This window comes from Flagellimonas algicida (assembly GCF_049629585.1).
Lineage (GTDB): Bacteria > Bacteroidota > Bacteroidia > Flavobacteriales > Flavobacteriaceae > Flagellimonas.
This window is the reverse complement of the sequence record NZ_JBMYIX010000002.1, coordinates 678,162-691,607: the sequence shown is the minus strand read 5'-3', so window position 1 is coordinate 691,607 and position 13,446 is coordinate 678,162. Positions and strand designations below refer to the sequence as shown.

Genomic DNA, 13,446 nt, shown 5'->3' with positions numbered 1-13,446 from the left:
GCAAAAATATGGATATTATTTTGTTTTCCTAAGATGGATGTTCCCTTCCACCGTCTTTAACACATATTGATGGTTCCCTTTGGGAATCTGGTTTTGTTCCACCTCACCATAAGCACTTTCTGCCATCACATTCCCGCTAAGGGCCGTCAACCAAATATCCCCGTTTTGGGTGTTGACCTGCACTATCTCCGAGACATTTTTCAGAATGCACCGCCCATCGGACAACTTTATGTTCAAATCACTGTACCTGCCCTCTACCTGTACCTCGCTATGGGTACCAAAAACCGATACATTTTTATACTCGGGAACGGTAATCTCCAAAGCAATGGAAATGACCTTGTGCGCACTCAATTTATCGTTTGGGTTTATAAAGTTGGGGTGAAAGCCTGAACTGACCCGTACTGTGGCCCCTTCTTCCTCAATGGAAACCAAAAGATCCTTGGCATACTCTCCCTCAATACTGGCGCTTACGTTGACCTCATTGATTGGTGCTGTATTCAAGGTAAGGGTGTAACAATTGGCAGCATCTATCTGGATGTAATCCGTTCGAGGTCCAACAAAGGCTTTCTTTACCAATTTCTGTCCTTGAAGCTGTACAAGGAAAAAGAAGCCCAACAAAAATACCGTTGCCCTCATAAACAAAAAACGCCCTAAGGCGTTTTATTATTTCTGCATGTTCTTCGCCTCAATGCTCAATGTAGCATGCGGAACCAGTTTCAAGCGCTCCTTGTTGATGAGCTTTCCAGTGACCCTACAAATGCCGTAGGTCTTGTTCTCTATCCTTAAAAGAGCGTTCTTCAGGTCCCGGATAAATTTCTCCTGACGGATGGCCAGCTGGGTGTTGGCCTCTTTGCTCATGGTCTCGGAGCCCTCCTCAAACGCCTTAAAGGTAGGAGAGGTATCATCCGTTCCATTGTTTCCATCATTCATATAGGAACTTTTCAAAAGCTCCAGATGGCTCTTGGCCTTTTCTATTTTTTCCTCGATCAAAGTTCTAAACTCCTCAAGGTCTTTATCCGAATAACGTACTTTAAGTTCTTCTGCCATTTTCTAATGCTTTTGGATAAACAATTTTGTATTGACTTCGTCAAAGGCTATTGCAACACCTTCGTCTAGTTGTTCCTCTAAATTGAGCTCTGCGGTCAGGGTCTCCGTTTTGATGTAATCCTCATTGCTGGAAACCGCACTTTCCACAAAACCGTCTTTCAGTATTTTAATATCGATCTTGTCGGTCACCTCAAATCCAGACTCCTTGCGTATGTTCTGGATCCTATTCACCAATTCCCTTGCAATCCCCTCTTTTTTAAGGGCCTCATCTATGGTAATGTCCAAGGCCACCGTCAATGGACCTGAACTTGCAACCAACCAACCTTCAATATCTTGGGAGGTGATTTCTACATCGGTTAACTGTAAAGTAACGCTTTTATTATCCAACTCCAGCATTAATTCTCCCTCTCTTTCTATTTTTTGGATATCCTCTTGACCCAATTGCCCCACTGCTGCGGCGATAGCTTTCATGTCCTTGCCAAATCTAGGGCCTAAAACCTTAAAATTGGGTTTTATTTGCTTTACCAGGATGTCCGAAGCATCATCCAGCAGTTCAATTTCCTTGACATTCACCTCGGATTTGATCAAGGTCGATACCGCCTCAATATCCTCCTTTTGGGTATGGTCCAGAACCGGGATCATTATTTTTTGCAGGGGCTGGCGCACCTTTATCTTTTCTTTTTGTCGGATGGACAACACTAAGGATGACACCTTCTGGGCCAATTGCATCTTACGCTCCAGTTTTTTGTTCACCATAGCGGGGTCATGCACTGGAAATTCTGCCAAATGCACACTTTCAAATCCTTCTTTTTGTGTTGTCGCGTTCAAATCCTTGTACAACTGTTCCATAAAAAATGGAGCCACGGGAGCCGATAGCTTGGCCACGGTATTTAAACAGGTATACAGGGTTTGATAGGCAGAGATCTTATCTTGTTGGTAATCTCCTTTCCAGAACCGCCTTCTGCTCAAACGCACATACCAATTGCTCAGGTTTTCCTGTACAAAATCCGAAATCATCCTCGTAGCCCTCGTAGCCTCGTAATCCGCATAGGCCTCATCCACATTTTGGATCAAGGTATGCAGTTCGGACAAGATCCACTGATCGATCTCCGGCCTATCCTTCAACGGAATATCAGCCTCGGCATAAGTGAACCCATCAATATTGGCGTAGAGCGACATAAAGGAATAGGTGTTGTAAAGTGTTCCGAAGAACTTTCGCTTCACCTCAACAATTCCATCAATATCAAATTTTAGGTTGTCCCATGGGTTGGCATTGGAAATCATGTACCAACGCGTGGCATCGGGGCCATGTTCCGGTAACACTTCAAAGGGATCTACGGCATTGCCTAGACGTTTGGACATTTTCTTGCCCTCCTTGTCCAGCACCAGTCCGTTGGAAACCACATTCTTGTAGGAAACCGTATCAAAGACCATTGTGGCAATGGCATGGAGTGTATAGAACCACCCTCGGGTCTGATCTACACCTTCGGCGATAAAATTGGCCGGAAACGCCACACCATCATCTATCAATTCCTTGTTTTCAAAGGGGTAGTGCCATTGGGCATAAGGCATGGAACCACTGTCGAACCATACGTCGATAAGGTCCAATTCCCGTTTCATGGGTTGCCCTGACGGAGACACCAAGGTAATTCCGTCCACAATATTTTTATGCAGGTCGATCTTGTCATAATTTGCCTCGCTCATATCGCCCACCACAAAATCGGCAAAAACATCTTTGTCCAGCACCCCAGCTTCAACGGCTTTGGCCATCTCGGCCTTGAGCTCTTGCACCGAACCAATGATCAATTCTTCCTTGCCATCCTCGGTTCTCCAGATGGGTAATGGAATGCCCCAATATCTAGAGCGGGAAAGGTTCCAGTCGTTGGCATTGGCCAACCAGTTGCCAAAACGCCCTTCACCGGTTGCCTTGGGCTTCCAGTTGATGGTCTGGTTCAACTCGAACATGCGATCCTTGACATCGGTGACCTTGATGAACCAAGAGTTCAACGGGTAATATAAAATGGGTTTATCGGTACGCCAACAGTTGGGGTAGCTGTGGACGTATTTTTCCACCTTGAAAGCCTTGTTCTCTTCCTTTAGTTTGATGGCAATCTCCACATCAACTGACTTATCGGGAGCCTCACCATCTTCATAATATTCATTTTTGACGTACTTGCCGCCAAATTCCTTCATCTCCGGTCTGAACCTTCCCTGTAGATCCACCAAGGGAACGGGGTTGTTGTTATCATCCAAGACAAGCATGGGGGGTACCTCCGGTTGGGCCTGTTTAGCCACCAAGGCATCATCCGCACCAAAGGTGGGCGCGGTGTGCACAATTCCGGTACCATCTTCCGTGGTTACAAAATCGCCAGAAATTACACGGAATGCATTTTCAGGATTTTGGTAGGGAAGTGCATACGGCAATAGTTGTTCGTATTGAATACCGACCAAATCCTTGCCCACAAAACTTTCTCCAACCCAATATGGAACTTTTTTGTCGCCTTCGCTGAAATCGGCCAATTCCGATTCGGTTTCCACTTGGGTGAATTTCCCTGCAAATTGTTTTCCCACCAAACCTTTGGCCAACACCACGGTTATGGGTTTAAACGTATACTGGTTGAAGGTCTTTACAGTAACATATTCAATTTTTGGTCCTACGGTCAATGCGGTGTTGGAAGGCAACGTCCAAGGTGTGGTCGTCCATGCCAAGAAATACAAGTCGCCCCCGATTCCTTTCAGAAAATCGGGAAGGGTTTCCTTTTTAGCTTTAAACTGGGCCGTAACCGTGGTATCCGTAACATCCTGATAGGTCCCTGGCTGGTTTAGCTCATGGGAACTCAATCCGGTACCCGCCTTTGGCGAATAGGGCTGAATGGTGTAACCTTTGTACAGCAAACCCTTGTCATAAATTTGCTTCAACAACCACCAAACAGATTCCATGTACTTGGGCTTGTAGGTGATGTAAGGGTCATCCATATCTACCCAATACCCAATCTTCTCGGTCATCTCGTTCCAGACATCCGTGTAGCGCATTACCGCTTTTTTACAAGCAGCGTTATATTCTTCAACAGAGATTTTCTTGCCGATATCCTCTTTGGTGATCCCGAGTTCCTTTTCCACCCCGATCTCAATGGGGAGGCCGTGGGTATCCCAACCGGCTTTACGTTTTACCTGAAAGCCTTTCATGGTCTTGTACCTCGGGAAAATATCTTTGATGGTACGGGCCATTACGTGGTGAATGCCCGGCATACCGTTTGCGGAAGGAGGCCCTTCATAAAACACATAGCTTTCCTTGCCCTCCCTAGTGGAAACACTCTTTTCAAAAATCTCTTTGTCTTTCCAAAAGTCCAGAACTTTTTCCGATACTTTAGGCAAATCCAATCCCTTATATTCCGCAAACTTCATATCTACTGCTACTCTTCTAGAATTCCAAGTTTGCAAAATTATAAATTTAGATGGAATTATACCCCTCCAAAGGAGGCATTAGTATTTCCTTAATATGCTTAATGTAAATATGATATGGTTTAAATCCCCATTTATGCCAAATTCCATATCTTAACCGGATTAACACTAAACCATGTAAACATGAAAAAAGTCTTTATTACCGTTATGGCCCTGTCCTTATCGATGTCTGTGTTGACTTCCTGCAAAGATGCGTCCGAAAAGGCTAAAGAAGCTTCTGAAGAAGCCACCGAAGCCCTTGAAGATGCTGGCGAAAGCCTTGAGGATGCCGCCAAAGATGCCGGCGATGCCATCAAGGAAGCAGGGGAAGAGGCCCAAGAAATGGGTGAAAAAGCCCTGGATAGCATTAAAAAAGCTGGAGAGGAAGCTATGGACAAAACCAAAGAAGCGGCCAAAAAAGCCATTGACAGTGTAAAAATCTAGTCAACAGCAACACCCATGAAAAAGGCACGGAATTCCGTGCCTTTTTGTTTTTAGAATACATACCCCAAACCCAAGATAAGATTGGTCCCTGGGGCCACAATACCCGAGGAATACATTCGGTACCGCTGGTTGGTCATGTTTTCCAGACCCAAGGTTGCCTTGAACGCATTGGATATTTGATATTGGGATTTAAAGTTCAGCGTGTACCATGAGGGAGCATACGGATTTCCGTTGGCATCACTGGCGTAGATATAGGTTTTGCCCTGTTCGGAAAGGGCCAAATCTTCATTACTGATCTCACCATTGTAATTTAAAAAGACATCCGCTTTTAGTTTTTGGTTCTGCCAAACCACATGCACGTCCCCAAAAGTAGGGGCGGCATGCCTCGCTGGACTATCGGTGCCATCATCATCTTCCTCGACTCCCTCGGTAAGGGTCAGGTTGGACACCAAAGACCAATGGTCATCCAAATAGGCTTCCACACCAAATTCAAAACCATACACATAGGCCTTGGCGGCATTTTGTATGGCTTGCACATTACTAGGTTCCCCATTGTATTCAATTTCTGTTTGCCCATTGAAGGTAAAATCCCTTCGGACCAAAGCATCCACCAAATAGGTATAAAAAGCGGCACCTTTCAAGACCAGTTTATCCTGAAAATTTTTCCGGATACCTATCTCCCCATTATAGGCATATTCCGGTTCCAAATCGGGATTGGGCACCACCACGGAGCCCGGTTCGGAGTCAAATATCTTTCCAATATCGTCAATGTTCGGGGCCCTAAACCCAGTTGAACCATTGAGGGTGACCTGCCAATCGGCCTTGGGAAACCAACTGATTCCCAAACTTCCGGTAAGTGCTCCCGTGATCAAATCGGCCTCATCAAACGGAAATGGGTAGAAGGTTTTTTCGAACTGGGCATCCACCCAAACCTGACTATACCTGATTCCCGACAATATCGTGACATTGGGCTTTAATTGATACTCGCCATTGACATACCCGGCAGCGGTCTGCCATGTGGCCCCATCCGGATATCGGGATGCTGTACGTTCGACCTCATCCGTCTGGATATTCCTTTGACTTCCTTTGGAATTTACCTTGTTGAGCACATATTCGCCGCCATAATATAGGTGCAGTTTGCCCATTTTTTTGTTCTCAAAATCCAAGTTCATCGAGAGGGCATCCACTTTCTCCTTGGTTGAAAACAACTCTACATCGCCAAAACCCCTATCGTGTCGGCTCTCTTCAAAAAATTGGTAGGCCGCGGTGAGCTTTACCCCATCATAGAATTTGTTGTTCCCCTTTTTAGTGACCTGAAAATTTCCCATAAACCATTTTTGGGGACCGTAGTACCATTCCGCAGAGCGTAGACCCTGCCCATCCCCTGTGGGACGAATCAATCTGTCGTACCTTGGGTAATCCGAAGTTTCCGAATAGTATAGTCCTAAATCGTAGTTCCAGTCATTGTTCGGCTTAAAGGTAAATTTTTGCAACATATTGATTTGATTATATCCTGATGCAATCTGTTTCTCGGGATTCTCATTGACCATCAAAACATCTGCCCCATTACGGCGCACCACATAATTATTGCGTAAATAGGAGTCCTGCCCATGTTTCCCCATCTTAAGGTCCCCGAAACTATTATAACTGATACTGGTATAGGATGCCCATTTGCGCTGTCCCAAATTGAAGTCCACATGGGCTGTGTTTTCGTTGTTTGCCGATGCGAACCTATATTGGGCCCCTCCCGAAAAGGCCAGGCTGTCCGTATATGAAAAGTGCGGATTCTGGGTATAAAAGTTCATTACACCCCCTATGGCATCACTACCATAAATTACCGAACCCGGGCCAAATACCACCTCGGTCTTTTTTATGGTGAATGGATCAATGGATATTACATTTTGAAGATTGCCCCCTCTAAATATGGCGTTGTTCATTCGCACACCGTCCACGGACAATAGCAGCCTATTGGTTGCAAACCCCCTGATCATTGGGCTTCCCCCGCCAAGCTGACTTTTCTGCACAAAAACCTTTCCGCTGTTCTGCAACAAATCCGCAGAGGTTTGTGGCGTGCTAAATGCAATGCTTCGGGCATCCAAGGTCTCTATCTTTTGGGGAATGTTCTTCTTCTGCTGTTCCCATTTGGAAACGGACAAGATCACTTCCTGCAATTCTTCTGACTTGAGGTACAAATACACCCGATTCCCTTTTTTGGCAATCTGGGATTTTGTGGTCACATACCGCTCATAACTGATGTGCTGAAAGGTGATTTTTTCGGTTTTGGAGAACATCCCCAAATCGCACTTGCCATTGGAATCTGAAACGGTTGCTTTTGACCGGTCTTTGTTGTAGATGGCAATGTTGTCCACCGGCACTCCGGTATCGGCATCCAAAACAGTGACTTCTTGGGCATAAAATGTAATGGAAAACAATACAAAAAATAGAATCAAGGTTGGTTTCCCCATATTATTGAAAAACTGCATTTAGTACGGCAAGAGACTTTGGTTCCCTGAATCCGTGCACGTGCAACTGGAAATAGAGAATGATGGTTTTTAAGAGTTCCCGCCTGTTGGACTTAGTTAGTTGTATTCCGTGTAATGCATCAAAATTCGTGCCTAAAAATTTCTTAAAACCCACCATTTTATCACTGTGAATCAAAGGGTTAAGAGATGGCTCCAAACAGAAACTCCCTTCCAAAAGATCAAAATACGGTTCATTGCCATACGATGTATCTGGGTAAAAGCCCAAATATTTGGTAAGGTTGATCAAAAAGAGGATATGGAAATTGGGCGAAAGCGGGTGTTCGTCCAACCAATGAAGACTGTATTCCAAATAATTGAAAAGCCCTTGGTCCTGTTCCTGTTCCTGAATGCTGTTGCCCAGCATTTCCGCCAAGAAAAGCACCACACTGTTCTTCAAAATATCCGTATGCAAAGTCTTGTAGGGCATGGCCACCTTTACTTCCCGGATACTTTCCAGTGTTCCTTTATTCTTATGGTAAGCCACCATTTCCAAAGGCATCAACGGTTGAAAATAGGCTGGTTTCAACTTTCCTCTTTTAGAGGACAGCACTCCTTTCAACAGATAGGATTTAAGACCATCGGATTCGGTAAACGCCCGAACTATAAGACTGGTGTCCCCATATTTTAGGGATGAAAGAACTATGGCCTTGGTGGTCACTTGCATGGGCTATAAAAAAAGAGGCAGTTACCGAAAGTATAAAAATAAATACTCCCTATGGTAACTGCCAACCAAAAACTATAGTCGATTGTACGGACTATATCACACCTTGGGCCAACATAGCGTCTGCAACTTTCACAAAACCGGCAATATTGGCGCCTTTTACATAGTTACAATACCCATTTTCCTCTTTTCCGTATTCTATACAGGCATTGTGTATATCTTCCATGATTCCCTTAAGTCTTTCATCAACTTCTTCACGGGTCCAGCTGATACGCAAAGAGTTTTGTGACATTTCCAATCCTGAAGTGGCCACACCTCCTGCATTGGAGGCCTTTCCCGGTGCAAATAAAATCTGTGCATCATGGAATGCATGGATGGCTTCTGGCGTAGAGGGCATGTTGGCCCCTTCAGCCACGGCAATACAGCCATTTTTGATCAGTATAGCGGCATCATCCCCATTTAGTTCGTTTTGGGTGGCACACGGAAGGGCCACATCACATTTCACTTTCCATGGGGTTTCTCCTTTATGGAACTCCGCTGATGGGTATTTGTCCACATATTCGGAAATTCGACCTCTCTTGTTGTTCTTCAGGTCCATGACAAAGGCCAGCTTTTCATTATCAATACCATCCTTGTCATAAATAAATCCGCCTGAGTCGGAAAGGGTAAGCACCTTACCACCCAATTGCAATACTTTTTCAGCTGCAAATTGCGCCACATTCCCTGAACCTGAGATTACCACATCCTTGCCTTCAAAAGATTCATTGCGGGTCTTGAGCATGCTATCGGCAAAGTACACGGTACCATATCCAGTAGCCTCGGGACGGATGAGGGAACCTCCCCAAGAACGTCCTTTTCCGGTAAGTACCCCGGTAAACTCGTTGCGTATCTTTTTATACATTCCAAAAAGGAACCCGATCTCACGAGATCCCACTCCAATATCCCCAGCAGGAACATCTGTATTGGGACCAATATGTCTGCACAGCTCGGTCATAAATGCATGGCAAAAACGCATGACCTCATCATCTGACTTTCCTTTGGGGTCAAAATCCGACCCTCCTTTTCCACCTCCCATGGGCAAAGTGGTCAAACTGTTCTTGAACACCTGCTCAAAAGCCAAGAACTTCAATACACTGGCATTAACGGTAGGGTGAAAACGAAGTCCACCCTTGTAAGGTCCAATGGCGGAATTCATCTGGATGCGGTATCCACGGTTCACATGGATCTCTCCCTCATCGTCTACCCAAGCCACACGGAAAGAAATCAATCGCTCTGGCTCTACCATACGCAATAGAATGTTCTTTCCATTATAAATATCATGTTTGGCAATGTAGGGAATTACCGTTTCGGCAACTTCTTGAACCGCTTGGATGAACTCGGGCTCATGGCCATTTCTGGCAATGATCTCATCCATAAATGCTTTGATTTTTGCTTCCATATAACGGATTAAAATTTGTTGTCCCTTAGAATTGTCTCAGGGTTGTTTTTTAGTGAATTTGTAATTTGAAGGCAAAATTATTGTTTTTCAATAATTTGAAATACGTTTTTTTAAAAATTTTTCAATATTGATCACCCAATGGCCTGCTCCAAGTCCGCTATAAGATCCTTCACGTCCTCTATTCCCACACTCAAACGGACCAAGGCATCCACCACTCCGCTTTTTTCCCGTTCCTCTTTTGGGATACTGGCATGGGTCATGCTGGCCGGATGTCCTGCCAAGCTCTCCACGCCTCCCAACGATTCGGCCAAGGTGAAGACTTCAAGTTTTTCCACAATTTGAATCGCATCGGCATAGCTAGCGCCCTTGGGAACAAATGAGATCATTCCGCCAAAATCATCCATTTGGGCCTTGGCCACCCCGTGGTTGGGATGGGTCTCAAATCCGGGCCAATATACCTTTTCAATCTTGGGGTGGTTGGCCAAATATTCCGCAATGGCCTTCCCGTTCTCGCAATGCCGTTGCATACGCACATGCAATGTTTTTATCCCACGGAGCGTCAGGAAACTATCCATGGGACCACATACCGCCCCGCTCGCATTTTGGATGAAGTATAATTTATCTGCCAATTCCTTGTCCTTGACCACCAAGGCCCCGACCACCACATCGCTATGGCCTCCCAGATATTTGGTGGCGGAATGCATCACAATATCCGCACCCAAATCCAACGGGCGCTGTAGATAAGGGGTAGCAAAGGTATTGTCCACTGCCAATAACAGTCCATGTTTTTTGGCCAGTGCGGATACCGTCTTTATATCAATAATGTTCATCATGGGATTGGTAGGGGTCTCCACCCAGACCAACTTGGTCTTGTCATTGATGTGCTCCTCAATGGCACCTGCCCCCTGCATCCCCACAAAATGAAAAGTGATTCCATATTTTTCAAAAATCTGTTTGAAGAGCCTGTAGCTTCCGCCATACAGATCGTTGGTGGAAACCACTTCATCCCCAGGGGAAAGCAGCTTAATGACCGCATCGATGGCCGAAAGACCACTGGCAAAGGCCAGACCGTAGTTTCCATTTTCTATACTGGCCAAGGAATTCTCCAAAGCGGTCCGGGTAGGGTTGGCACTTCGAGAATACTCAAAACCCTTGTGCCCTCCGGGAGTGGTCTGGGCATAGGTAGAGGTTTGATAAATAGGTGGCATGACGGCCCCATAAGCCTCATCGGGAAACTGTCCACCGTGAATGGTCTTGCTATTGAATCGTAAATCTTTCTTGCTCATTTTGTTAATATCTATACACAAATGTATCGTTATCTTTTGGAGTAGTCAATGAAGTCTTATTTTTGGAAAAGCATAATACCCCTTTTATGAAAAAGACCCCATACCTGATATTCCTACTTCTTATAGCCCTTGGTTGCGAAAATGAAAGCAACCTTACTTTTGAGCCCATGGAACTACAGGGCGAAAACTGCAAGGATTGCCCCACTATTGAAATCAATGTCCCCAAGGCTCTGGATGATACCGCTGTGGCCAAAACCATCAACCGGTCCTTGGAAGAGGAAATGATCTCCCTGCTTTCTTTTGGTGATGGGGAGGAGGAGATTACCGGAATCCAATCGGCCATGACTTCCTTTACCGATAGCTTTAAGGAACTGAACGAGCGGTTTCCCGATGAAACCCCAGGTTGGGAGGCCAAAATCGATGGAACCATTGTGTACGAAGACCCCCAAATGATCACCATACAGGTTGAATCGTATACCTATACCGGGGGAGCACATGGCTATGGCTCTACCTCCTACTTGAATTTTGACAAACAGAGTGGTACCGAACTGGAAAACTGGGAACTTTTTGACGATCTGGAAGGATTTCAAAAGTTTGCGGAGACCAAGTTCAGGATACAAGAGGATATTCCCCAGGACGAAAACATCAATGCCACAGGGTTTATGTTCGATGGTGATGTCTTCCACTTATCAAACAACATGGGCTATACCAAGGATGGTCTTCAACTGATCTACAACCAATATGAAGTGGCCTCCTATGCCGACGGCCCCATTGTATTGGTGTTGCCGTACAATGAGATCAATCTCTATCTCAAACAAAAAGTGAAGTCCTAGGAATCCCTTTCCAATACCTTTTTCAATGCGGTGATGGTACCCAAATGGATTCCTTCGTGCAGCAAATCATAGGCAATGGCGTCTTCCACCGAATTGAGTTCAATCTTGAGTGATGTCGCATAGGGCTTAAACGAATCAAAAACACCCGCTTTATAATCTTCCGCGGTCTTTTTGGGCAGTGAGAACATCAACTCGGAAACCTGTTCAATTTCAGCATCGCTTGGAATGCCATTGGGCTTGGTGCCTTTCCTATATTTTTCCACCAAGTCTTGGGGAGCCACCAATTGCTGGCCACTGAGGCCATAGATCAACAGCTGCTCGGAAACGACAATATGGGCAATGTTCCACCAAATGTTATTGTTGAAACCTTCAGGTATTTCGAACAATTTTTCCTTTGGGGTATTTTGTAAATGGTTGTGAAGTATACTTCTGTTCTTTAAAATAAGGTCGAATAGTTTTTCCATTCCCGGATTTAGTTGAAATTTAATTTAACATATCTATTTTTTTAGATATGTAGATATTTTATTTATATTTGCTGTATGGATGTGATTGAAATCAGCAAAGTTTTATCCAATAAAACTAGGGTTAATATTTTGAAATGGCTGAAAAATCCAGAGGTAAATTTTCCGCCCCACCAAGATATCGACCATTTTGATGATGGGGTATGTGTAGGGTATATCCAAGACAAGACAGGATTGTCGCAATCCACGGTTTCTACCTATTTGAATAGCATGCAAAATGCCAATTTGGTCATCCCTACCCGTCATGGGAAATGGACGTATTACAAAAGGAACGAAGCGGTGATCCAGGCCTTTGTTGAAACCCTGAAAAATGAATTGTAATTTTTTTGGAACACATATTGAGATTTAGCGAAATGTAAATATTATGGAAAACTGCATCAACTACAATTGCTGCCCCGAAACCCCAGTTTCAATGGGCACATCACAAATGATTGCCAAAAGAATCCGGAAATGGCTTACCTCTATTCGAGTGGAAGGGGCAGAGTATATGTCAAAAATCAAATAACAGATACATGAAAACTATTGGAATGATCGGGGGAATGAGCTGGGAATCCTCAAAAATGTACTATCAATTCGTCAATGAAATCATTCGTGAAAAACTGGGAGGTTCGCACTCTGCCAAAACCCTACTCTCTTCGGTGGATTTTGAGGAGATTGAACGATATTCCTTTTCGGGCGACTGGGACAAAATTGGTAATATCATGGCCCTTCATGCCAAAAAATTGGAAACTGCCGGGTCCGACATCGTACTGCTTTGCACGAATACCATCCATTTGGTAAGTCAGGCCATTACACAGGCCATTGACGTGCCCTTTTTACACATTGCCGATGCCACTGGGGAGGCCATCCGTGAAAAAGGAATGAAAAAAGTGGCCCTATTGGGTACAAAATTCACGATGGAAAAGGATTTTTACACCAAAAAACTGCGGGAAGACTATGGTCTTGAGGTTTTGACTCCCAATGAAGCGGATAGGGAACTTCTCCAATCCATGATCTATAATGAGTTGGTCAAGGGCGTCTTTACCGATGCCTCCAAGGCCGTTTGTCTGGACATTATCAACAAAATGAAAGCGCAAGGAGCCGAGGGGGCCATTTTGGGCTGCACCGAGTTGCCCATCCTTGTGCCGGACCATGAAGCCTCTATACCCACATTTGATACCGCCAAGATCCATGTCCAAAAAGCCGTTGAATTTGCATTGGCTTAATACCGGTTTGATCAAAAATCGGTTCCTTTGCACATACAGAGACCTATA

General features: G+C 44.8%; 12 protein-coding genes. 4 read left to right on the top strand and 8 right to left on the bottom strand.

Features of this window, described 5'->3' with window-relative positions; all coding sequences use genetic code 11:
• Positions 1 to 15: 15 nt before the first annotated feature.
• Genes ACPD8L_RS11970 through ileS form a run of 3 tightly spaced genes read right to left on the bottom strand, consistent with a single transcriptional unit; the run spans position 16 to position 4,452 of the window.
• Entirely contained in the window at positions 16 to 636 is a 621-nt protein-coding gene (locus tag ACPD8L_RS11970; protein ID WP_423943529.1) for a DUF4097 family beta strand repeat-containing protein, read from the bottom strand.
• Positions 637 to 663: 27 nt separating this feature from the next.
• On the bottom strand, positions 664 to 1,047 hold the full coding sequence (locus ACPD8L_RS11965; RefSeq protein WP_116216456.1) for a TraR/DksA family transcriptional regulator: 384 nt from the start codon (positions 1,045 to 1,047) through the stop codon (positions 664 to 666).
• Between the two features lie 3 nt (positions 1,048 to 1,050).
• Positions 1,051 to 4,452, bottom strand: coding sequence for an isoleucine--tRNA ligase (ileS, locus tag ACPD8L_RS11960; RefSeq protein WP_423943527.1), 3,402 nt, complete (start codon positions 4,450 to 4,452; stop codon positions 1,051 to 1,053).
• A 180-nt stretch (positions 4,453 to 4,632) separates the two neighbouring features.
• On the opposite strand from ileS, the gene ACPD8L_RS11955 reads away from it, so the two are divergent.
• Positions 4,633 to 4,932, top strand: a complete 300-nt coding sequence (locus tag ACPD8L_RS11955) for a hypothetical protein (protein ID WP_147300798.1) — start codon at positions 4,633 to 4,635, stop codon at positions 4,930 to 4,932.
• Positions 4,933 to 4,982: 50 nt separating this feature from the next.
• On the opposite strand, the gene ACPD8L_RS11950 is transcribed toward ACPD8L_RS11955, so the two are convergent.
• The 4 genes from ACPD8L_RS11950 to ACPD8L_RS11935 form a co-directional block, all read right to left on the bottom strand.
• A complete protein-coding gene (locus ACPD8L_RS11950; RefSeq protein ID WP_423943525.1) occupies positions 4,983 to 7,415 on the bottom strand; it encodes a TonB-dependent receptor in 2,433 nt (810 codons plus the stop codon).
• Positions 7,399 to 8,118, bottom strand: a complete 720-nt coding sequence (gene recO, locus ACPD8L_RS11945; protein ID WP_421810291.1) for a DNA repair protein RecO — start codon at positions 8,116 to 8,118, stop codon at positions 7,399 to 7,401. Before recO ends, ACPD8L_RS11950 begins: the two co-directional genes overlap by 17 nt.
• Before the next feature lie 91 nt (positions 8,119 to 8,209).
• Entirely contained in the window at positions 8,210 to 9,553 is a 1,344-nt protein-coding gene (gene gdhA, locus ACPD8L_RS11940) for an NADP-specific glutamate dehydrogenase (protein ID WP_423943524.1), read from the bottom strand.
• 131 nt (positions 9,554 to 9,684) lie between these two features.
• Positions 9,685 to 10,839 (bottom strand): cystathionine gamma-synthase, encoded by a 1,155-nt coding sequence (locus ACPD8L_RS11935; RefSeq protein ID WP_423943522.1) that lies wholly within the window; start codon positions 10,837 to 10,839, stop codon positions 9,685 to 9,687.
• Positions 10,840 to 10,925: 86 nt separating this feature from the next.
• Here ACPD8L_RS11935 and ACPD8L_RS11930 point away from each other — a divergent pair, with 86 nt between their 5' ends.
• Complete coding sequence (locus ACPD8L_RS11930) at positions 10,926 to 11,672, top strand: DUF3298 and DUF4163 domain-containing protein (protein ID WP_423943521.1); 747 nt, start codon at positions 10,926 to 10,928, stop codon at positions 11,670 to 11,672.
• On the opposite strand, the gene ACPD8L_RS11925 is transcribed toward ACPD8L_RS11930, so the two are convergent.
• Positions 11,669 to 12,136: a DinB family protein gene (locus tag ACPD8L_RS11925; RefSeq protein ID WP_293303980.1), complete on the bottom strand. Its 468-nt coding sequence runs from the start codon at positions 12,134 to 12,136 to the stop codon at positions 11,669 to 11,671. The genes ACPD8L_RS11930 and ACPD8L_RS11925 overlap by 4 nt on opposite strands.
• Positions 12,137 to 12,265: 129 nt before the next feature.
• Between ACPD8L_RS11925 and ACPD8L_RS11920 the strand changes: the two genes are divergently transcribed.
• Complete coding sequence (locus ACPD8L_RS11920) at positions 12,266 to 12,514, top strand: ArsR/SmtB family transcription factor (RefSeq protein ID WP_421810294.1); 249 nt, start codon at positions 12,266 to 12,268, stop codon at positions 12,512 to 12,514.
• 191 nt (positions 12,515 to 12,705) lie between these two features.
• On the top strand, positions 12,706 to 13,398 hold the full coding sequence (locus tag ACPD8L_RS11915) for an aspartate/glutamate racemase family protein (protein WP_423943519.1): 693 nt from the start codon (positions 12,706 to 12,708) through the stop codon (positions 13,396 to 13,398).
• The last annotated feature ends 48 nt before the right edge of the window (positions 13,399 to 13,446 follow it).

Bases quoted from the DNA above. Each gene is read 5' to 3' on its own strand.
- recO (WP_421810291.1), bottom strand. From the start codon at position 8,118: ATGCAAGTGACCACCAAGGCCATAGTTCTTTCATCCCTAAAATATGGG.
- ACPD8L_RS11925 (WP_293303980.1), bottom strand. From the start codon at position 12,136: ATGGAAAAACTATTCGACCTTATTTTAAAGAACAGAAGTATACTTCAC.
- ACPD8L_RS11965 (WP_116216456.1), bottom strand. From the start codon at position 1,047: ATGGCAGAAGAACTTAAAGTACGTTATTCGGATAAAGACCTTGAGGAG.
- ACPD8L_RS11970 (WP_423943529.1), bottom strand. From the start codon at position 636: ATGAGGGCAACGGTATTTTTGTTGGGCTTCTTTTTCCTTGTACAGCTT.
- ACPD8L_RS11935 (WP_423943522.1), bottom strand. From the start codon at position 10,839: ATGAGCAAGAAAGATTTACGATTCAATAGCAAGACCATTCACGGTGGA.
- gdhA (WP_423943524.1), bottom strand. From the start codon at position 9,553: ATGGAAGCAAAAATCAAAGCATTTATGGATGAGATCATTGCCAGAAAT.
- ACPD8L_RS11915 (WP_423943519.1), top strand. From the start codon at position 12,706: ATGAAAACTATTGGAATGATCGGGGGAATGAGCTGGGAATCCTCAAAA.
- ACPD8L_RS11930 (WP_423943521.1), top strand. From the start codon at position 10,926: ATGAAAAAGACCCCATACCTGATATTCCTACTTCTTATAGCCCTTGGT.
- ileS (WP_423943527.1), bottom strand. From the start codon at position 4,452: ATGAAGTTTGCGGAATATAAGGGATTGGATTTGCCTAAAGTATCGGAA.
- ACPD8L_RS11955 (WP_147300798.1), top strand. From the start codon at position 4,633: ATGAAAAAAGTCTTTATTACCGTTATGGCCCTGTCCTTATCGATGTCT.
- ACPD8L_RS11950 (WP_423943525.1), bottom strand. From the start codon at position 7,415: ATGCAGTTTTTCAATAATATGGGGAAACCAACCTTGATTCTATTTTTT.